The 18,713-nt window shown below is 64.7% G+C and carries 19 protein-coding genes; 8 read left to right on the forward strand and 11 right to left on the reverse strand.

Annotation, left to right across the window (positions count from 1 at the left end):
- Positions 1-20: 20 nt before the first annotated feature.
- Positions 21-1,361 carry a PQQ-dependent sugar dehydrogenase gene (locus tag V6M50_RS15630; protein WP_332819504.1) on the reverse strand — a complete coding sequence of 447 codons (1,341 nt, stop codon included), beginning with the start codon at positions 1,359-1,361 and terminating at the stop codon, positions 21-23.
- Between the two features lie 182 nt (positions 1,362-1,543).
- Here V6M50_RS15630 and V6M50_RS15635 point away from each other — a divergent pair, with 182 nt between their 5' ends.
- Positions 1,544-1,759 carry a hypothetical protein gene (locus V6M50_RS15635; protein WP_332819505.1) on the forward strand — a complete coding sequence of 72 codons (216 nt, stop codon included), beginning with the start codon at positions 1,544-1,546 and terminating at the stop codon, positions 1,757-1,759.
- Here the strand turns inward: V6M50_RS15635 and argC are convergent.
- The 3 genes from argC to V6M50_RS15650 form a co-directional block, all read right to left on the reverse strand.
- Positions 1,756-2,682 carry an N-acetyl-gamma-glutamyl-phosphate reductase gene (gene argC, locus V6M50_RS15640; RefSeq protein ID WP_332819506.1) on the reverse strand — a complete coding sequence of 309 codons (927 nt, stop codon included), beginning with the start codon at positions 2,680-2,682 and terminating at the stop codon, positions 1,756-1,758. The genes V6M50_RS15635 and argC overlap by 4 nt on opposite strands.
- Positions 2,683-2,686: 4 nt before the next feature.
- The gene (locus tag V6M50_RS15645; RefSeq protein WP_332819507.1) at positions 2,687-3,631 is read right to left on the reverse strand and encodes a C40 family peptidase; all 945 of its coding nucleotides are present in this window, start codon (positions 3,629-3,631) and stop codon (positions 2,687-2,689) included.
- Between the two features lie 85 nt (positions 3,632-3,716).
- The gene (locus V6M50_RS15650) at positions 3,717-5,120 is read right to left on the reverse strand and encodes a leucyl aminopeptidase family protein (protein WP_332819508.1); all 1,404 of its coding nucleotides are present in this window, start codon (positions 5,118-5,120) and stop codon (positions 3,717-3,719) included.
- Between the two features lie 54 nt (positions 5,121-5,174).
- Between V6M50_RS15650 and V6M50_RS15655 the strand changes: the two genes are divergently transcribed.
- From V6M50_RS15655 to V6M50_RS15665, 3 genes are all read left to right on the forward strand, one after another.
- Positions 5,175-6,008, forward strand: coding sequence for a DUF3298 and DUF4163 domain-containing protein (locus V6M50_RS15655; RefSeq protein WP_332819509.1), 834 nt, complete (start codon positions 5,175-5,177; stop codon positions 6,006-6,008).
- Positions 6,009-6,070: 62 nt separating this feature from the next.
- Positions 6,071-6,253, forward strand: a complete 183-nt coding sequence (locus V6M50_RS15660; protein WP_332819510.1) for a DUF3008 family protein — start codon at positions 6,071-6,073, stop codon at positions 6,251-6,253.
- Positions 6,254-6,327: 74 nt separating this feature from the next.
- Entirely contained in the window at positions 6,328-6,891 is a 564-nt protein-coding gene (locus V6M50_RS15665) for a hypothetical protein (protein WP_332819511.1), read from the forward strand.
- A gap of 3 nt (positions 6,892-6,894) precedes the next feature.
- On the opposite strand, the gene V6M50_RS15670 is transcribed toward V6M50_RS15665, so the two are convergent.
- Entirely contained in the window at positions 6,895-8,451 is a 1,557-nt protein-coding gene (locus V6M50_RS15670) for a flavin-containing monooxygenase (protein ID WP_332819537.1), read from the reverse strand.
- A 192-nt stretch (positions 8,452-8,643) separates the two neighbouring features.
- Between V6M50_RS15670 and V6M50_RS15675 the strand changes: the two genes are divergently transcribed.
- The 3 genes from V6M50_RS15675 (at position 8,644) to V6M50_RS15685 (ending at position 11,331) form a co-directional block, all read left to right on the forward strand.
- The gene (locus tag V6M50_RS15675) at positions 8,644-9,768 is read left to right on the forward strand and encodes a DUF47 family protein (protein WP_332819512.1); all 1,125 of its coding nucleotides are present in this window, start codon (positions 8,644-8,646) and stop codon (positions 9,766-9,768) included.
- 15 nt (positions 9,769-9,783) lie between these two features.
- On the forward strand, positions 9,784-10,797 hold the full coding sequence (locus V6M50_RS15680) for an inorganic phosphate transporter (protein ID WP_332819513.1): 1,014 nt from the start codon (positions 9,784-9,786) through the stop codon (positions 10,795-10,797).
- Between the two features lie 72 nt (positions 10,798-10,869).
- Positions 10,870-11,331 (forward strand): DUF1579 domain-containing protein, encoded by a 462-nt coding sequence (locus V6M50_RS15685; RefSeq protein ID WP_332819514.1) that lies wholly within the window; start codon positions 10,870-10,872, stop codon positions 11,329-11,331.
- A gap of 5 nt (positions 11,332-11,336) precedes the next feature.
- Here the strand turns inward: V6M50_RS15685 and V6M50_RS15690 are convergent, their stop codons facing one another.
- The 3 genes from V6M50_RS15690 to V6M50_RS15700 all read right to left on the reverse strand — a co-directional run bounded on the left by V6M50_RS15690 (position 11,337) and on the right by V6M50_RS15700 (position 15,122).
- A complete protein-coding gene (locus V6M50_RS15690) occupies positions 11,337-12,809 on the reverse strand; it encodes a DUF4403 family protein (RefSeq protein WP_332819515.1) in 1,473 nt (490 codons plus the stop codon).
- Positions 12,810-12,875: 66 nt separating this feature from the next.
- The gene (gene rimO / locus V6M50_RS15695; RefSeq protein ID WP_332819516.1) at positions 12,876-14,246 is read right to left on the reverse strand and encodes a 30S ribosomal protein S12 methylthiotransferase RimO; all 1,371 of its coding nucleotides are present in this window, start codon (positions 14,244-14,246) and stop codon (positions 12,876-12,878) included.
- 168 nt (positions 14,247-14,414) lie between these two features.
- Complete coding sequence (locus tag V6M50_RS15700; RefSeq protein WP_332819517.1) at positions 14,415-15,122, reverse strand: esterase/lipase family protein; 708 nt, start codon at positions 15,120-15,122, stop codon at positions 14,415-14,417.
- 76 nt (positions 15,123-15,198) lie between these two features.
- Between V6M50_RS15700 and V6M50_RS15705 the strand changes: the two genes are divergently transcribed.
- Positions 15,199-15,600 carry a DUF1761 domain-containing protein gene (locus V6M50_RS15705; RefSeq protein WP_332819518.1) on the forward strand — a complete coding sequence of 134 codons (402 nt, stop codon included), beginning with the start codon at positions 15,199-15,201 and terminating at the stop codon, positions 15,598-15,600.
- 44 nt (positions 15,601-15,644) lie between these two features.
- On the opposite strand, the gene V6M50_RS15710 is transcribed toward V6M50_RS15705, so the two are convergent.
- The 3 genes from V6M50_RS15710 to surE form a co-directional block, all read right to left on the reverse strand.
- A complete protein-coding gene (locus V6M50_RS15710; protein WP_332819519.1) occupies positions 15,645-16,700 on the reverse strand; it encodes a potassium channel family protein in 1,056 nt (351 codons plus the stop codon).
- A complete protein-coding gene (locus V6M50_RS15715; RefSeq protein WP_332819520.1) occupies positions 16,697-17,605 on the reverse strand; it encodes a M23 family metallopeptidase in 909 nt (302 codons plus the stop codon). Before V6M50_RS15715 ends, V6M50_RS15710 begins: the two co-directional genes overlap by 4 nt.
- 328 nt (positions 17,606-17,933) lie before the next feature.
- Positions 17,934-18,698: a 5'/3'-nucleotidase SurE gene (surE, locus tag V6M50_RS15720; protein ID WP_332819521.1), complete on the reverse strand. Its 765-nt coding sequence runs from the start codon at positions 18,696-18,698 to the stop codon at positions 17,934-17,936.
- Between the last annotated feature and the right edge of the window lie 15 nt (positions 18,699-18,713).

Here is an 18,713-nt window from a genome sequence, read left to right on the forward strand (position 1 = left end):
CCGCTTCCAAGGGCTTCGTGTCACCCCGCCTTCGCGACCCGCCAGATCACATTGCCGCTGTCATCGGCAACCAGCGCGCTGCCGTCCTTTGCGACCTTCACATCGGCCGGACGTCCGCGTGTCGTCTTGCCGTCCTTGGCGAGGAACTGGTCGAGCAGCGTGATCGGCAGCGCATCGACCGGCTTGCCGTTGGCACCGAACTTGACGAACACGACGCTGTAACCCGCGACGGGATCGCGGTTCCACGACCCGTGCAGCGCGATCAGCGCGCCGTTCGCCCAGCGATCGCCAAGGTCGAGGCCCTGGGTGAAGGTCATCCCGAGCGGCGCGGTGTGCGCGCCGAGGCCATAGTCGGGGCGCTTCACATATTGCCGGCGATCCTCGGCCTCGGGCTCGACGCGCGGGTCGATATATCCGCCCCAATAATACCAGGGCCAGCCATAGAAATCGCCCTCGGTGATGTCGGTCAGATAGTCGGGGACCAGGTCGCTGCCGAGCATGTCGCGTTCGTTGACCACGGTCCACAGCCGGTCGCTGCCCGGATAAAAGCCAAGCCCCACGGGGTTGCGGATACCCGCAGCGAAGGTCCGCATATATCCATTCTCGGGCCGCACCTCGAGGATGCTGGCGCGGCGCACTTCGTTAGCCATACCCTTTTCGCCGATATTGCTGTCGGCGCCGACGCCGATGTAGAGCCAGCCGTTCGGCGCTGCCGCGAGGCTCTTGGTCCAGTGGCGGTTGGTGCCCTTGGCCGGCAGGTCGACGATCTTCGCCGGCTTGCCGCTCATTTTCGTCTCACCCTCGACATAGGGAAAGGCGAGCAGCGCGTCGGTGTTGGCGATGTAGAGCGTCTTGCCGACCAGCGCCATGCCATAGGGCGAGTTGAGCCCGGTGATGTACGCGGTCTTCACCTCGGCCTTGCCGTCGCCATCGGCGTCGCGGAGCAGGGTGATGCGGTTGGCGGAGACGCCGCCGGCACCGGCCTTGCTCATCAGCTTGCCCATGATCTTGCCCTCGATACCCGATCTGTCGCGCGGCGGGCTTTGCGCCTCGGCGACGAGCACGTCGCCGTTCGGCAGCACGAGCATGTTGCGCGGATGGTCGAGCCCTTCGGCAAAGCGCGCAACCGTCAGCCCCTGTGCAGCGCGCGGCGCCTGTGCTGCCGGCCAGCTTGTCGCTTCGGGAACGTTTGTCGTCGGAAATGTCTCGGTCCTCTGCGCCGCCATCACCGGCACCCGGCCGCTGAGTTCGGCGGTCGAGAAGCGCGCCACGTCGGGCCGCGACATGATGTATAATGTGATGCCGCCGATGATCAGCAACAGCAGCAGGGCGAGGGCGGCATATTTCAGGATCTTGCGCATGGCGCCTGTCTACACGGGCGAGGCGCGGCGGCAAAGGGGCGAAACGCGGATCGCGCGGTACGTCCTTGGTTAACCCGCGATGCCCCGTGATTAACCTTACCCGATTGTTCATCACGGTTGGGAACGGCACGGTGAGGGGCGCCGGGTAGAAGATGAGCTCAACGCAACGGACCGGGAACCCCATGTATCTGCCCGCACCCTTTCTCGCCGATCGCGCCGCGGTCGAAGACGCCCATGCGCTGATCAGCGTCCATGGCGAAGAGGCGGGGTTTGCCGCGGCGGCGCGTGCCGAGCAATATCGGGTGCTCGGCAACCACGTCCATTTCGCGCGTTGGCGCCAGATCGAGCGGCTGATCACCTATTTGGCGGTCGAGGAGGTCCTCGACACGGTGCACTAAAGCCGCAAGCCCGCGGTTTCGGGCAATCCCGCCATGATGTTGAGGTTCTGGACGCACGCGCCGCTGGCGCCCTTGCCCAGATTGTCGAGCCGCGCGACGAGCCGCGCCTGGCTGCCGTCGGCATTGCCGAACACGAACAGGTCGAGCCGGTCGTTGCCCGCGTCCGACGCGCGCAGCAGCATCTCTCCATCGGCCGGCGCTTCGCCCATGGAAACGACCGGACTCGCCGCGTAAAATCCGGCCAGCGCAGCGCGCAGCGCGTCCGGCGCCGACGCGCCCGGCATCGCCTGCAAGGGCAGGGGGATTTCGACCACCATGCCGCGATGCGCCGCGACGACTGCGGGCGAGAACAGCGGCGCGACCGACAGCCCACAGCGTGCCTGCATCTCGGGCACATGCTTGTGGCCGAGCGCCAACGCATAGCCGCGCCACGCGATGTCGCGGTCGTCCTCGAAGCGCTCGATCAGCGCCTTTCCGCCGCCCGAATAGCCGCTGACCGCGTGACAGGCATAGGGCCAATCCGCGGGGAGCAGGCCCGCGCGGACGAGCGGGGCGATCAGCGCGATAAAGCCGGTCGAATAGCAGCCGGGGTTGGAAACCCGCATCGCCTCGGCGACGGCATCATGCCCGCTGACCTCGGGAAAGCCGTAGATCCAGCCTGGCGCAACGCGGTGCGCGGTCGATGCGTCGATGACCCGCGTCCGCGCATTGCCGATCATCGCGACCGCGTCGCGCGCGGCGTCGTCGGGCAGGCAGAGAATGACGAAGTCGGCGTCGTTCAGCGCCTCGCGCCGCGCGGCGGCATCCTTGCGGCGCGCATCGTCGAGCGCGATCAGCGTAAATTCTCTCCGTCCGGCGAGCCGCTCGGCGATTTCCAGGCCCGTCGTTCCCGACGCGCCGTCGATGAAGACCGTCTTTGTCATGGTTCTATCGCAGTCGTTTATAGCCGGTGACCGGCACATCATGTCCCTTTGCGGCCGAACGCGCGATCACGTCGGCCAGCGGTTCGCTGTTCACCGCCATCCATCGTCGGCTGGCGTGAATGAGGGTCCGATCGTCCGCCATGATGCCGACATGCCCCGGAAAGAACACGAGGTCGCCGCGTGCTAGCTCAGCCGGGTCGACGTCCTTTTCGGGGCCCAGCGAGGCAAGCTGTAGATCGCTGTCGCGCGGCAGATGGACGCCGGCTGCACCCCACACGAGCTGGACAAGACCCGAACAGTCGATGCCCTTCGCCGTACGGCCGCCCCAGATGTAGGGCGTGCCGATCATCTGTTCGGCCAGTTCGGCGGGGTCGTCGTCCTGGGTGCCGACTTCGACGAGCGATGCCAGCGGCAGGTAGCCATGCGAGGTCACGAGCCATTCGCCCTCGGGCTCGCCCATCACCAGCGCGCCGCGCGGCAGGACGCCGGGGCCGCCGCTCGCGGCATCGGGCGCGCTATGGAGCATCGCTTCGATCATCCGGACGCGGTGGGTGGGCGCAATCGGCGCGGCGAGCGCTTCGGCGGCGAGATAGCCGACATAATGGTCGGCGAGGCAATAGCCCCACGCCCAGCCGCCCGTCAGGTCGAGCAGGGCAAAGCCCTCGCCAAACAGGAGCTCGCTCGTCTGGTCGGCATCGACCGACGGCGATGCGCGCAGCGATGCTGCGGGTAGCACACCGCTCTGCATCATCGGCGCGGCATAATGCGGCGCGAAATGCTGGCCCGCGACCGCTATATCGGCAAGATCGGGGCGGATCGCGACGACGCGCGGATCATAGGCCTGCGAGGTTCCCGTCAGGCCAAAGCGATCGCGGCCCGCGCCAACGGCGCCGGGACGCCCCATGCGCACGCGGTTTGCCGCTGAATTATCGCCACTTTCTGCTGTCACTTGCCGTCCTGTAAAAACCCGTGCGCCGCCCCTGGCGGACAATCGCGCGGCATTAGACCAGCAGGGCCTGCTTTATCAAGAATGTTCAGGCTTTGCTGCGGCGGTCGTAACGCGCCTGCAGCATCGCCCACGCCGCCCGCAATCCGAGCGCTGCGCCGCCTTTGGGGCGTCCGGGTTTCGCCGAGGGGCGCCAGGCGAAGGTATCGAGATGCGCCCATAGGGCGCCGTCGGGCACGAAGCGCTTCAGGAACAGCGCCGCGGTGATCGACCCCGCAAAGGATGAACTGCCTGCATTGCCAAGGTCGGCGATGTCGGTTTCGAGCAGGTCGGCATAACCGTCCCACAGCGGCATGCGCCACAGCGGGTCGTCGCGTTCGATCCCGCCAGCGAGCATCGCATCGGCGAGCGCGTCGTCATTGGCATAGAGCGGGGGAAGATCGGGGCCGAGCGCGACCCGCGCGGCGCCGGTCAGCGTCGCGAAATCGACGATCAGTTCGGGCTTGGCTTCGCCCGCCTTCGCCAGCGCATCGCCCAGCACGAGCCGTCCCTCGGCGTCGGTGTTGCCGATCTCGACCGTCAGGCCGAGCCGGCTCGTCAGCACGTCTCCGGGACGAAAGGCATCGGACGAGATGGCGTTTTCGGCCGCGGCGACGAGGCAGTGCAACCGCACCGGCAAACCGCTCGCCATCACCAGTTCGGCGAGCGCGAGCACATGCGCCGCGCCGCCCATGTCTTTCTTCATCAGCCGCATGCCCGACGCGGGCTTGATGTCGAGCCCGCCGCTGTCGAAGCTGATCCCCTTGCCGACCAGCGCGACGCGCGGATGGCTGTCCTTGCCCCATTCTATTTCGATCAAGCGCGGCGCATGGTGCTTTGCCGCGGCGCGCCCGACCGCGTGGATCATCGGATAGCCCTGCTCGAGCGCCTCGCCCTTGGTGACGGTCAGCTTGCCGCCATGCGCCTTGGCGATGCGTTCGGCCGCCTTCTCGATCGCCGCCGGCCCCATATCGGCGGCGGGCGTGTTGACGAGGTCGCGGACGAGCGCGACCGCGCGCATCTCGGCGACCATCGGCGCGATCGCGCCGACGTCGCTCGTCAGCAGGACGCGCGGCCCCTTGCTCTCGGCCTTGGGTCGATACGTGTCGAAACGATATTGCGCGCTCATCCAGCCGAACAGTGCTTTGCCCGGCTGATGGCCTTCGAGGCGATAGCGGCCTTCGGGAAGGATCTGTCCCAGCTTGGCGAGGCACCAGGCCGACAGGCTGTCGACCTTGGCAACGGTGGTCACGACCGCCCACCGTTCGGGGTCGTCGCCCGGCAAAATCGCGTGGACAAAGGCATCGGGTTTGAAGCCGACGGCGGCGAGGTGCGCACGCTCGCGCGCGCTGCGGCCTTTCAGCCATTCGTCATAGCTTTTCTTGTCGACGAGGTGGATCGTGCGGGCGTCCTGTCCCTTGTCGGGCTGGATCAGGTCGGAATAGTCGGTCATGCCGCCGTGCTAGGCTCCTCGGGATATTTTGTCGATTCCCGGCGTTATGCCTGCATGGCGACTGCAACGTCCCACCGAAACGCGACCTTGTTCCTTGCCGGCACGCTGCTGCTCGCGGGCTGCTCTGAAGGCAAGCCGACGCCCGCCGACAAAGCGGCCGCCGCGGGAGTACCCGGTGCCCCGCCCGGCGGAGCGGCCGATGTCGCGGCGAAAAATGCACCGGCATCCACCGTCAAGGAAAGCAACGACCTGATCGAATTCGCTTATGCCTATCCGCGCGAGGCGGCGGCGATTCCCGAACTCGCGGCATGGCTGGACGGCGACCGGGCGACCAAGCGCGACGCGCTGATTGCCGCGGCGCAGCGCGACAAGGCGGCGGCCGAAAAGGGCGAATTTCCCTATCGTGCCCACAGCCATCTCCAGACGTGGCAACGCGTCACGAGCACGCCGCGGTTCCTCAGCCTGTCGGCCGAGATCGAAACCTATACGGGCGGCGCCCACGGGATGACGGGGTTCGAGACTTTGCTCTGGGATCGCAACCGGCGCACGCAGTTGAAACCGCTCGACCTGTTCACCAGCGGCGAAGCCTTCGACGCCGCAATCCGCGAACCCTTTTGCGCCGGCATCAAGCGCGCCAAGGCGGCGAGGGGCATCACGGCCGAGGAAAGACCTGACAGTGTCTTCGCCAAATGCCCGCCCGCATCGGCGCAGACGGTGTGGCTCGGCTCGTCGGACGGCCGCTATCTCGATCGGATGACGATCGCCATCGCGCCCTATGAGGTCGGCCCCTACGCCGAGGGCAGCTACAAGATCAACGTGCCGGTCACCGGCGCGCTCGTCCGCGCGCTGAAGGACGAATATGCGCGCGACTTCCTCCCCATCAACTGAGTTTGAAGGACTAGGCCATTGCGAAACAGCCCCATGGCGGGGGAGCAGTCAGGAGATTGATCATGCCAGCCAAATCGAAAGCGCAACAGAAAGCCGCCGGTGCCGCTCTCAGCGCCAAACGCGGCGACACGCCCAAATCGAAGCTGAAAGGCGCCTCGAAACAGATGGTCGATAGCATGAGCGAAAAGCAGCTTGAGGATTTTGCCACGGGCTCGACCAAGGGCAAACCCGAGCATGCCGACTAGCCGCGCCTAAAAACTGGATTGTCGGGGCGAAATCCGTCATCCTTCCCTCGAAGATCATCGACGGGGGGAAGGCGATGCGTCGTTTCTATCACTGTGGCTGCGCAGCGGCGATGCTGGCTATGCTAGGCGCGTGCAGCTTTCAGACCGCGCTCGACAAGATGGTCGAGCCCGAGCGGCAACGCGAGATACTCTCGATCGCCGAACGCATTTGCACCGACCCGCCGAGCGTGAGGGCGCAGCTCCACCCGGAAATAGCATCGACGATCGATCAGGCGATCCCAGTGCTGCCGCGCGAGTGCCCGGGCGATGATGCAAAGTGGCAGCTTGCCAACTACAGCTGGAAGACCAACGTCACCCCGGGGCTGAAGGAGCGGCAGGAAGAGGTTGTCGTCGTCGGTACAGGCAAGGGCAAATGGACAACGATCTCGCTGCGCTTCTACGCCCGGAATGAAGCGCCGCTCCAGATCACCGAATGGAATGTCGTCGGCAGCGCGACCCGGCCGGCGGCGCTGGAATTCATCGACCAGTATGAAACCGGCATGAAGACGCTGGCCATCGCGATCCCGATCCTGTTGATCGCGATCGGCGGGCTGGTCTTCTGGCTGATCCGGCGGCAGCGCGCGAAGCGCGCCGCCTGACCCTTATTCGGCGGCTTCGAGCTCCGCCGGTGCCGTCGCTGATGCCGCCCGCGCATTGCCAAACGTCAACACGTTGTCGTCGATCGCCCCGGTCCGCATATCGATGCGATCCTGAACATAATTCTGGCTGAGCCGCCACGGCAGCTTGTCGGCATTCTTCGGCATGATGTGCAGCGAACGCTGGATATAGCCCGACGAGAAATCGAAGATATTCTCCTCGGTCAGCGTGGCGGGGTCGACGAGCGCCGGGGTCGCGACGTTCGTTCCGGTCGTCTTCATATGGTTGAGCACGCGGCAGACATATTCGGCGACGATGTCGGCGCGCAGCGTCCAGCTCGCATTGAGATAACCGAACACCGCCGAGAAGTTCGGCACGTTCGAGAACATGCACGCCTTGTAATAATAATGCTCGCTCCAGTCGACGAGGTCGCCGTCGACGCGCACCGGGATCTTGCCCGCGACCGCGAGTCTCAGGCCGGTGGCGGTGACGATGATGTCGGCGTCGAGATGCTTGCCCGACTTCAGCTGGATGCCGCCCGCGTCGAAGCGTTCGATATGGTCGGTGACGACCGACGCCTTGTCCTTCTTCATCGCCTCGAAGAAATCGGCGTCGGGAACGAGGCACAGCCGCTGTTCCCAAGGGTTGTAGGGCGGAGTGAACGCCTGTTCGTCATAACGGTCGCCGAGCGCCGCCCTCAGCTTCTTGGTCAGAAACTCCCGGACCTTCTCGGGCTTTTCGCGCGCGCGGCGGAATCCGATGTCCTGCAGCTTCACATTCTTGAATCGCGTGATCTTGTACGCGACCTCTTCGGGCAGGATCTTGCGGAGGAAGTTCGCAAAAGCATCCTTCGCCGGCCGGATGAAATACCAGGTCGGCGTGCGTTGCAGCATCGTCACATGCGCAGCCTCCTGCCCGTTTTTGGGGTCCGTCATCGCCGGGACGATCGTCACCGCGGTCGCGCCAGATCCGATCACGACGACCTGCTTTCCCGAATAGTCGAGATCCTTCGGCCAGAATTGCGGGTGGATGATCTGGCCCTTGAAATCCTCGCGGCCGGTGAAATTCGCGTCGAAGGGCTCGTCATAATCATAATAGCCGGCGCCGAGATAGAGCCAGCGCGCGGTCGTCGTCGTCGTGCCGCCCTTGTCATCCTCCAGCGTCACCGTCCAGCGCGCCGCGTTGCTGTCCCAATCGGCGCCGACCACCTTGCGGCCCAAACGGATGCGTTCGCGGATATGGCGCTCGTCGACGATGCGATTGAGATATTCGAGGATCGCGGGGCCGTCGGCGATCGTCTTTTCATGTTTCCATGGTTCGAAGACGAAGCCCAATGTGTGCATGTCGCTGTCCGACCGGATGCCGGGGTAGCGGAACAGGTCCCAGGTGCCGCCGAGGTCGGCGCGGCGTTCGACGAGGGTGAAGCTGCGGTCGGGGCTGTACTGCTGCAAATGCACCGCCATGCCGATTCCCGAAATGCCGGCGCCGACGATCAGCACATCCTGATCGACCGGTGCAGCTTTTGCGTCCGCGGGGCGTTCCATCGTCGCCGTGCCTGCCATCATCCTGTCTCCCGACTATGTTTGATGGATAGATTACGCACCGCGTTTCATTTTGCAATCGAATTGACGTTTACGGAAAGCGCGGTGGTGATGAAGCCTCCTTGTCGCTGTCACATTATTGTCATAGGGGCGTAACCGCATTGTCACCCGGGTGGTCGCACGCCCGAAACCAGAGGAAAGGATGAAAGCCCGATGCGTCAAATCGCCGTCCTTCCCTATCGATTCGGGGGGCCTACGCAGGACGGACCGACCGAAATCCTGCTGATCACATCGCGCGAAACCAAGCGCTGGGTCGTGCCCAAGGGCAACCCGTTGACGGGCATGACACGCCACGCCGCCGCCGCGATCGAAGCCGAAGAAGAGGCGGGGGTGACCGGTGCCGTCTGCCCGACGCCGATCGGCAGCTATGAATATCGGAAGCGTCGGGCCAACGGCGCGTCGATCATGTATCACGTCGAGGTCTTTCCGCTCGCCGTGACGAACGAACTCAACGACTGGAAGGAAATGGACGAACGCGACCGCAAATGGTTCTCGTTCCGCGATGCCGCGTCGGCGGTCGAGGAACCGGACTTGCAGGCGCTGATCCGCTCGTTCGGTGACGGTGGTTTTCGTGCCGTCGCCATGCCGCGCGGTGTGGCTCAGAATATTGGCGAAAAAACAGGGGTAAGCCGGATGTTCGCATGGTTTCAGCGTTTGCTGCCGCGACAGGGAAATTTCTTTGAATTGTTCGAAAGCCATGCTGCGACGCTTGTCGCCGGTGCCAACGCCCTGTCGCGCATGCTGCAGGGGGGCGAGGGCATGGCCGACCATGTCCAGGAAATCATCGAGCGCGAGCATGACGCCGATGCGATCACCCGCGAAGTGCTGCAGACCGTCCGCCGCACCTTTCTGACTCCGTTCGACCGCAGCGCGATCACCGACCTCATCGCCTCGATGGACGATGCCATCGACGAGATGCAGAAGACCGCGGGCGCCGTCGACCTGTACGACGTCACCGAATTCGAACCCGAGATGCGTGACATTGCCGGCATCATCGTCGATGCCGCGCGGCTGACCGCCGAGGCGCTGCCGCTGCTGCGCAACATCGGCGCCAACGGTTCGCGGCTCCACGAACTCACCGAGCGGCTGGTACGGATGGAAGGTCACGCCGACGAAATCCATGCCGCCGGGCTCAAGCGCCTGTTCCGCGAGCATGGCGAAGCGAATCCCACCCAATTCCTGATCGCGCGCGAACTCTTCCGCCATCTCGAGCGCGTCACCGACAGTTTCGAGGATGTCGCGAACGAGATCGACGGTCTGGTCATCGACCACGCATAAGCGGGGGCGCGAACCATGCACGAACTCGCTTTCCCGCTTCTCGTCGGCCTCGTCATCCTGGCGCTGGCGTTCGACTTTCTGAACGGGCTGCACGACGCCGCGAACAGCATCGCGACCGTCGTTGCGACGCGGCTGCTGCGGCCGGTGCAGGCGGTGCTGTTCGCTGCCTTCTTCAACTTCGCCGCCTATTTCCTGTCGGTGATCTTCCCCGAGTTGCACAAGGTCGCCGAAACGATCGGCAAAGGGATCATCGACAAGGATCTGGTGACCCCGGCGGTCGTGTTCGGCGCGCTGGTCGGCGCGATGTTCTGGAACGTCGTCACCTGGCTGAAGGGCATTCCCTCCTCGTCGAGCCACGCGCTGGTCGGCGGCATCGTTGGTGCGGGTGTCGCGCATGCGGGGTTCGAGGGGATCGAGTGGACCGGGCTCAACAAGACCGTTATCGCGATCTTCCTGTCGCCGCTGCTCGGCATGATGCTCGCGATGCTGGTGATGCTGGTCAGCAGCTGGGCGCTGCGCCGCGCGACCGCGAAATTCGCCGAAACGACCTTTCGCCGCCTTCACCTCCTGTCCTCGGCCGCCTATTCGATCAGCCACGGGCTGAACGACGCGCAAAAGACGATGGGGATCATCACCGTCCTTCTCTATTCGACCGGCTATCTCGGCGGCGAATTCCATGTCCCGCACTGGGTGGCGTTCAGCTGCTACATCGCGATTGCGCTCGGCACCTTGTCGGGCGGGTGGAAGATCATCGAGACGATGGGCGGCCGGATCACCAAGCTGTCGCATCACCAAGGCTTTGCAGCCTCGACCGGCGGGTCGATCATGGTGTTCACCGCCAGCCTGCTCGGCATTCCGGTGTCGACGACGCACACGATTACCGGCAGCATCATCGGGGCCGGCGTCGCGCGCCGGACGAGCGCGGTGCGCTGGGGCGTCGCGGGCAATGTCGTCGCGGCGTGGTTCATCACCATCCCGGCGAGCGCCGCAGTGGCGGCGGTCTTCTACGCGATCACCCGCCTGTTCTGATCGCGCCGGGGTTGCGTTCAGGCGAGAACGTAATAAGAACACTCCCGTGGATGATAGCGGGGAGCGTGCGTCATGGCCGGTGATTTCGATTTCCAGATCGGCAGCTGGCAGGTGCGGCACCGCCGGTTGAAGGCGCGGCTTGCGGGCTGCGACGAATGGGAAGAATTCAACGGGACCTCCGATATGCGCCCGATTTTGGGGGGCGACGGGAATGTCGAAGACAATGTCCTGCATATCCCCAGCGGAACCTATCGGGCCATTGCGCTGCGATCCTTCGATCCGGCGCAAAAGAGCTGGGCGATCTGGTGGCTCGATGCGCGCAGTCCGCATGCGCTGGACGTTCCGGTCATCGGCCGGTTCGAAGATGGGGTCGGGCATTTCTATGCCGATGACATGCTCGACGGGCGGCTGATCCGGCTGCGCTTCATCTGGAGCCGTACGGACACCCAATCGCCGCGCTGGGAGCAGGCGATGTCGGCCGACGGCGGGGAAAGCTGGGAAGTGAACTGGACGATGGATTTTACCCGCCGCTGAACCGATCAGCGCGCCGGGCGATAATCGATGCTGGCCCCGCCGACCATTCGCACCGGCAGATACAAACCGTTGCCATAAGCCTTGATCTCGCCGGTCTCGAAACGGTCTACGCGGGTGCGGATGACGAAGGCGCCCTCACGCCGCTGGTTCACCGCGCGCTTGATCTTGCCTTGCAGTTTGCCGAGGTCGTTCGTGAAATTCTGGGTCAGCGCGTCGGCGATCAGCGGCGCAAACTCCTCGCTGCGCCCGAGCAGGATGAGCAGGTCGCCGCCGACCCCGTCGGTGTCGCCGTTGACGATCAGGTTGGTGAAATGCACTTCGGCCGAGCCCGGCTTGTTGGCGGGAACGGCGGTCATCCAGATGCGCCCGCGCGTCGGCGCGCCGCTTCGAATCTCTAGCTTCGCATCGACATCGACGCCCACCGCGATCCGGCCGCCGGGGGCGCCATAGATGGTCGACTTGCCGAATTTCACCATCATCGAGCCGAGCTTCGGCAGAACGAAAGGCCGTTTCGACCGTTTCGCGAGCGCACGGTCGACGACGGGCTGAAGCTGCGCATAATCGGCGATCACGTGCACGCGCACATCGAGATGCGGGCGCGGCGTTTCGCGAACGAGGCGGGGGAGCGGGGTCGGAGCAGGATCGGTGGGGCGGCCCGAGACGAAGGTTTCAGTGATTGCCTCGAGCCCGAGGTTGAGGTTCATGCGATCGCCGTCGATCCGGTAACCGCCGTAGAGGATGCGTTGCGGCGTGACACGCATCCATACCGGCGGATTCTCCCGGTTGAGCTCGAGCGCGGTAAAGCTTTGCCGCCACACATCGGCCGCCTGTCCCCGAATATCGATCTTCGCGATCTCTTGGGCAACTTCGCGTTCGACGTCGCGCACGACCGGCTTCAGCTTCGCATCGGCCTCGTCGGTAAAGGTGATGCGCTTGCCGAGGAAATCGATCCCCGGCGCCTTGGTCCAGCCATAGCTGATCCGCGCCTTGCCCTGCGTGCGCCAGTCGGGGGTGAGCTCGATCTTGATCCGCGCATGCGCCATCGCGGCGCCGGTCGCGGTCTCGCCCTTCAGCGCGCCGCCGACGTCGTGCGCGCCGATCTGCGCACTCAGCGGAATGTCGACGACGATCTCCTCGCCTTCGCCGCGCAGTCGCAGCGGCCCGCGCGTCACCTGGCCGACGATGGTGCAGGCGATCGGCGGCGTGACCTTGACCTTCTTGCCGAACAGCTTGACGCGCTGTGGCTGGACGCACGCGCGCTCGCGCCGGTTGATCGTCCACAGCGTCTTGGGCACCGCGCGTTCGAGCGCCTGTTTGAGCGACGCGGTGTTGGCGTTTATTGGCACCGCGATCAACGATTTCTGCGTGGGGGAGGGCGCCTTGTCGGTCGCGCGCGGCGGGGCTTCGATCGCGGTCTGGCGATCGCAGCCTGCAAGCGATCCCATCAGTAGCAATGCAGCAAATATCTTGGCGTGCATGGTACAGCCCCTGTTCGATGCTCTCTAGGTAACATCGAACAGTAAATGCCGTTCCAACATTATGCGTTAGTCCGCGATCACCCCGAACAGATCATGCTCATCCGCATCCTCGATCGCGACATCGACGATATCGCCGGCCTTGAGCGAAGTCGCGACGTCGCGCAGATAGACATGGCCGTCGATCTCGGGCGCGTCGGCCTGTGAGCGGCCCGTCGCGCCGATGCTGCCGTCCTCGTCGGCTTCGCCGACTTCGTCGATGATCACGGGGAGGGTGCGGCCGATCTTGGCTTCGAGCTTTGCGGCGCTGATTGCGGCGGTCTTGTCCATGATGCGCTGGTAGCGCTCTTCCTTGACCTCTTCGGGGACCTGACCATCGAGCGCATTCGCCTGCGCCCCCGCGACGGGTTCGAAGCGGAAGGCGCCGACGCGGTCGAGCTGGGCTTCGTCGAGCCAGTCGAGGAGATATTGGAAATCGGCCTCTGTCTCGCCGGGGAAACCGACGACGAAGCTCGAGCGGATCGCAATGTCGGGGGCGATCGCGCGCCAGCTCTTCAGCCGTTCGAGCACCTTGGCTTCGTTCGCGGGGCGCTTCATGCGCTTGAGCACGCTCGGGCTCGCGTGCTGGAAGGGGATGTCGAGATAGGGCGTCAGCAGCCCTTCGGCCATCAGCGGGATGATCGCATCGACGTGCGGATAGGGATAGACATAATGGAGGCGCACCCACGGGGCGCGGCCTTCGCTCGTCCGAAGTTGGCCAAGGTGCCGCGCAAGGTCGGTCATGTGGGCGCGCACTTCGGTGTCGTGCCATATCCGACTTTCGTGTTTTATATCAACGCCATAAGCCGAAGTATCCTGGCTAATCACCAGCAATTCCTTCGTTCCCGCGGCGACGAGCTTTTCGGCCTCGCGCAGCACCGCGTCGATGCGGCGCGACACCAGTTTTCCGCGCAGATCGGGGATGATGCAGAAGGAGCAGCTGTGGTTGCAGCCTTCGGAGATCTTCAGGTAACTATAGTGCCGCGGCGTCAGTTTCAGTCCGCCTTCGGGGACGAGATCGACGAACGGGCCCTGCGTCGGCGGCGCGGCTTCGTGAACCGCGTCGACGACCTGCTCATATTGATGCGCGCCGGTCACGGCCAGCACCTTCGGGAAGCGGGCGCGGATGACCTCGGCCTCGTTGCCCATGCAGCCGGTGACGATGACGCGGCCGTTCTCGGCCATCGCTTCGCCAATCGCCTCGAGGCTTTCTTCCTTCGCCGAGTCGAGGAAGCCGCAAGTGTTGACGAGCACGACGTCGGCGCCCGCATAGTCGGGCGACAGGCCGTAGCCATCGGCGCGCAGCTTGGTCAGAATCCGTTCGCTGTCGACGAGCGCCTTGGGGCAGCCGAGCGAAACCATGCCGACCTTCGGCTGGGTAGGGAGAGTTTTGACTGTCATGATTGGCGGGGCGCATAGGGGATTTTTTGGCGTTTGTCACCATGGCTGTGCTTCGCGCGTTCCATGCTCTTCTTCGTCATCCCGGACTTGATCCGGGATCCGCCTTTTTCTTCAAGACAAGGCAGGCCCCGGATCAAGTCCGGGGTGACGGAGGTAAGATATTAGCGATCAACTCTTTCCCGCCAGCGTATCTGCCACGATCCGCCACACGCGCGGGTTGATACCGAGGCCCAGATGCGTGCTGTCGACCTTTATGTTGCGCGCTTGGCTGTTGTAGATGTCGACCGCGATGTCGGGGCCGACGATGCCGTCGCGGTCGGAGTAAATGACGGTGAGCGGCTGGGTGAGCCCCTTCTGGTTGCGCGCATGAATCTCGTGCTCGATCGCGTCGAAGTCGCGGCCGGCGAAGCGCTGTGCGAGCGCCGTATATTTGGGGCCGCCTATTATCGGCGTGCCCATTGTGATCACCTCGCGCACCAGCTGCGGATAGGCGCGCGCGGTTTCGCGGGCGATGACGCCGCCGAGGCTCCAGCCGATGAGGGTGAGCGGGGCGCCGTCGGCCTTGGCCCATTCGGCGGCTTGCTTCGCGAAGCGTTCGACATCGGCGGCGACGCGGCCCTGGTTGCGGCCCATGCCCCAGTCGCGGACGTGATAGCCAAGGTGGCGCAGATACGCCTCGAGCGGGCGCATCGAGAGTTCAGATGCTCCGTATCCGGGGAGCAGGGCGACCGGACGCCCGTCGCCGCGCGGGGCGCCGATCAGGTGATAACCGCCAAGACCATAGCGTAGCATGTCGAGCGGCAGTGCGAGTTCGCCGAGTGTTGCGAGTCGGCTTGGCGGCTTCAGACCTTCGGGCAGCGGAATATTGCGGGGCATCGCCTTCTCCCTCTCTTGCAATTATAGTTCTGCGCGTGGAGGTTGCTTTGCAAGCACATAAGGGGAGGGAATGATAATGGCGAATATGGACTGGATCACGATTCTGGTCGCGGCGGCGGTGGGCTTTATCGTCGGCGGCATCTGGTACGGGCCGCTGTTCGGCGCGGCGTGGATGAAGGAGCGCGGGTTCACCGAAGAGGAGCTGAAGAAGGGCAATATGCTGCTCATCTATGGCACCACCTTTTTGCTCAGCATCGTGTCGGCGATCTTCCTTGGCCATCTGCTCGCGCATTTCGGCGAGATGAGCGCGCGCTCGACGATGATGATCTCGACCGGCATTGCGCTCGGCTTCATCGTTCCGGCGATCGGCACCAATTACCTGTTCAGCCGTGCGAGTTTGAAATTGTTCGGGATCGACGCCGGATACTGGATCGCCTTTTACGCGGCGATGGGCGCGGTGTTCGTGTTCTTGGGGTGATTTATAATCCTCCCCATGGCTTCGCCACAGGGAGGATTAAAGGATCAATCCGCTTCGCATGTTTCGCAATTGATGACCTCGACGATCGTGTCGCCGGGCTGGAGCTTCTGCGTCTCCGCTTCCCAAAAACCATAGGGCTTGCCGCCGCGATAGATGCGCAGGCCGCGGCCGCCGCTCGCGAGCTGGTCGAGGCTGCGGCCGACTTCCTCGGCGGCGACCGGGCGTTCGCGCAGCTGCACCTTGCCGCCGACCGCGGCGAGGTCGGCCATATAGTCGGCGACATGCGCACCCTGCGCCGACCCCGCGAGCAGCAGCCCGGTGAAGCTGACCGGGTTGATGACATTGTTCGCGCCCGCCTGCCGCGCGAGCAATTCATTGTCCTGCGCGCGAATGACGACGCTGATCGGCACCTTGGGCGCGAGGTGGCGGACGGTCAGGACCATGAGGATCGATGTGTCGTCGCGTCCCGCCGACACCAACACCGACTGCGCCCTTGCGATGTGGACGTCGATCAACGTGTCGTCGTTCGATGCGTCGCCCTGCAGCACGTTGCAGCCCATCGCCTCTGCCTCTGCGATACGCGACGGCGACTGGTCGATCACGACGATACACGCGGGGTCGGTGCCGCGCGCGATCAGTTCCTTGACCGCTTCGCTGCCGCTGATGCCGAAGCCGAGGACGACGATATGGTCGGTGAGCTTTGCCTGGATGCGGGCCATACGCCATTTTTCCCATGTGCGCTTGAGGACGAAATTATAGGCGGTGCCGACGAAAATGAAGAGCACCATGATACGGATCGGGGTGACGATCACCGCCTCGATCAGTCGCGAGCGGTCGGACACCGGTGCAATGTCGCCAAAGCCGGTCGTGGTGACCGAGATCATCGTGAAATAGACGACATCGAGGAAGCTGATGTGCCCGTCATGGCTGTCCTTCAGCCCCGCGCGGTCGATCCAATGGACGAGCACGACGATGCCAACGAGGAAGAAGGCGACGCTAAGCCGCGTGATCACGTCGGCCCAGATCGGCCATTTGCTCATGCGTTTCAGCGGCTGGAAGCGGTGTTGCAGCTTCAGCTTCGACGCGCGAGGCTGGCTCATCGGGGCGGCAATTGCTTCATCGGATCGACGGGTATGCGATTTTTGCGCAGCTGGAAATGGAGTTGCGACGTCTGGACCTGCCCGGTCGCGCCGGCGCGGCCGATGACGTCGCCCATCCGGACGCTTTGACCACGCTTCACGTCGATGCGGCCGGCGTGGCCATAGGCGCTGACCCAGCCGCCGCCATGGTTGATCAGGATCAGCCCGCCATAGACGCCGATCTGGTCGCCGGCATAAGCGACGACGCCATTGGCCGTGGCGCGGATCGGGGTGCCCGCGGCGGCGGCGATATTGATGCCGTCGCTGACCTTGCCCGGCGCGAGCGGGCCGAAGCGCGCGAGGATCGGGCCGTTCAGCGGCCATTCGAAGCGACCGGCGAAATGCGCGGGGTCGGCGATTGCGGTGGTGACGGGTTGGCGCGGTGTGATTGCGCCCGCGGCCGGGCGGGCGCTGGCGGCGAGCGCAGGCTGACTGCCCGTTGCGATATCGTCGATGTCGAGGCGGAAGGCGGCGGCGCGGGCAACGGGTCCAGGCGGCATGGCCCGCGCGTTGGAGGGCAGGCGCAGCCGCTGGCCGACGCGCAGGATATAGGGCTGCGCGAGCGCGTTGATCGTGATGATCTCTCCCCAGTCGGCGCCATAGGCATGGGCGATCCCGATCCCGGTCTCGCCCGCCGCGACGCGGTGATAGAAGCCGGCGGGAATTCGCAACTGCTGCCCCGGCATCAGCGTGTAGGGCGACGTCAGGTCGTTTTCGATCGCGAGCGCTTCGGATCCCGCGCCCGCCATCTCGCCGATCGCGCGCAGCGTGTCGCCGGGGAGGACGGCATAAGTGCCCGCGCGGACACGCACGGCATTGGTGGCGACGGGTTTTAGCGTCCAGGTGGGGCGCTCATAGCTGGCCACACCATCGCTTAGCGAACGGCGTTCAAAGTCGAACGTCTCGCTTGCGGGCGTCGGAGCCGGTGCCGCCGGGGCGGGGCGCGAAGGTGGGGCGGGCACGGCCGGAATGCAGCCGGCGAGCGATGCGGCGCACAATAAGGCCGCGATATGATGTCTGAATTCCCCCATGCGCTCCCTTTGCCAAAGCAAAAGGATGGTGACTAGACTTCTGTCTCAATATGGAACGGAATTTGGATTTTTCGTCATTCCCGCGAAAGCGGGAACCCAGTCCGAGGTTGCTGCTGGGTTCCCGCTTTCGCGGGAATGACGATTGGTTTTGTCGAGCCGCGTATCAGGCCGAGTAAGCACTCCGCAGTGCCGCCAACGACGCATCATGCGTCAGGTCGAGCTGGAGCGGGGTGACCGAGATATATTTATCGTCGATCGCCTCGAGGTCGCTGTCGTGGCCGAGGCTGTGCTCGATGCCGTGGAGCCCGAACCAGTAATAGCGATAGCCGCGCGGGTCGGTGCCCTCGACGATCGAGCCGCGGCCATAATCGTGGAAGCCCTGGCGCGTGACGCGGATGCCCCGAACGTCGGCGGCTGGGATCGCGGGGAAGTTGATGTTGATCAGCGTGCGCGGGGCCATGTCCATGTCGATCAAGGGCTGCAGCACCTTTGCTCCCCAGGTCGCGGCAACCTCAAAGGGGACGCTGTCGCCCATGCCTTCCTTGGCGTAGACTTGGCTGAGCGCGATCGAGCGGATGCCCGCGAGCGCGCCCTCGATCGCGGCCGATACGGTGCCCGAGTAAGTGACGTCGTCGCCGAGGTTGGCGCCGCGATTGACCCCCGAGAGGATCAGGTCGGGCTTTTCGGGCATCAGCTTGCCGATTGCCATCATCACCGAATCGGTCGGGGTGCCGCTGCACGACCAGCAGCGTTCTTCGTGCTGGCGAATACGGACGGGGCGCGACAGGGTGAGCGAGTGGCCGGCGCCCGACTGTTCCTCGGCCGGCGCGCAGACCCAGATGTCGTCGCTAAGCTCGCGTGCGATCGCTTCGAGCACGGCCATGCCGGGGGCGTGATAGCCGTCGTCGTTGGTGAGGAGGATGCGCACGTTTCTGGTCTTTCT

It is taken from the genome of Sphingopyxis sp. (assembly GCF_036675685.1).
GTDB lineage: Bacteria > Pseudomonadota > Alphaproteobacteria > Sphingomonadales > Sphingomonadaceae > Sphingopyxis.

Bases quoted from the DNA above. Each gene is read 5' to 3' on its own strand.
- V6M50_RS15655 (WP_332819509.1), top strand. From the start codon at position 5,175: ATGGCGACTGCAACGTCCCACCGAAACGCGACCTTGTTCCTTGCCGGC.
- V6M50_RS15705 (WP_332819518.1), top strand. From the start codon at position 15,199: ATGGCGAATATGGACTGGATCACGATTCTGGTCGCGGCGGCGGTGGGC.
- V6M50_RS15635 (WP_332819505.1), top strand. From the start codon at position 1,544: ATGTATCTGCCCGCACCCTTTCTCGCCGATCGCGCCGCGGTCGAAGAC.
- V6M50_RS15710 (WP_332819519.1), bottom strand. From the start codon at position 16,700: ATGAGCCAGCCTCGCGCGTCGAAGCTGAAGCTGCAACACCGCTTCCAG.
- V6M50_RS15700 (WP_332819517.1), bottom strand. From the start codon at position 15,122: ATGCCCCGCAATATTCCGCTGCCCGAAGGTCTGAAGCCGCCAAGCCGA.
- V6M50_RS15675 (WP_332819512.1), top strand. From the start codon at position 8,644: ATGCGTCAAATCGCCGTCCTTCCCTATCGATTCGGGGGGCCTACGCAG.
- V6M50_RS15685 (WP_332819514.1), top strand. From the start codon at position 10,870: ATGGCCGGTGATTTCGATTTCCAGATCGGCAGCTGGCAGGTGCGGCAC.
- rimO (WP_332819516.1), bottom strand. From the start codon at position 14,246: ATGACAGTCAAAACTCTCCCTACCCAGCCGAAGGTCGGCATGGTTTCG.
- V6M50_RS15630 (WP_332819504.1), bottom strand. From the start codon at position 1,361: ATGCGCAAGATCCTGAAATATGCCGCCCTCGCCCTGCTGCTGTTGCTG.
- V6M50_RS15680 (WP_332819513.1), top strand. From the start codon at position 9,784: ATGCACGAACTCGCTTTCCCGCTTCTCGTCGGCCTCGTCATCCTGGCG.
- V6M50_RS15660 (WP_332819510.1), top strand. From the start codon at position 6,071: ATGCCAGCCAAATCGAAAGCGCAACAGAAAGCCGCCGGTGCCGCTCTC.
- V6M50_RS15690 (WP_332819515.1), bottom strand. From the start codon at position 12,809: ATGCACGCCAAGATATTTGCTGCATTGCTACTGATGGGATCGCTTGCA.
- argC (WP_332819506.1), bottom strand. From the start codon at position 2,682: ATGACAAAGACGGTCTTCATCGACGGCGCGTCGGGAACGACGGGCCTG.
- V6M50_RS15665 (WP_332819511.1), top strand. From the start codon at position 6,328: ATGCGTCGTTTCTATCACTGTGGCTGCGCAGCGGCGATGCTGGCTATG.
- V6M50_RS15650 (WP_332819508.1), bottom strand. From the start codon at position 5,120: ATGACCGACTATTCCGACCTGATCCAGCCCGACAAGGGACAGGACGCC.
- V6M50_RS15670 (WP_332819537.1), bottom strand. From the start codon at position 8,451: ATGGCAGGCACGGCGACGATGGAACGCCCCGCGGACGCAAAAGCTGCA.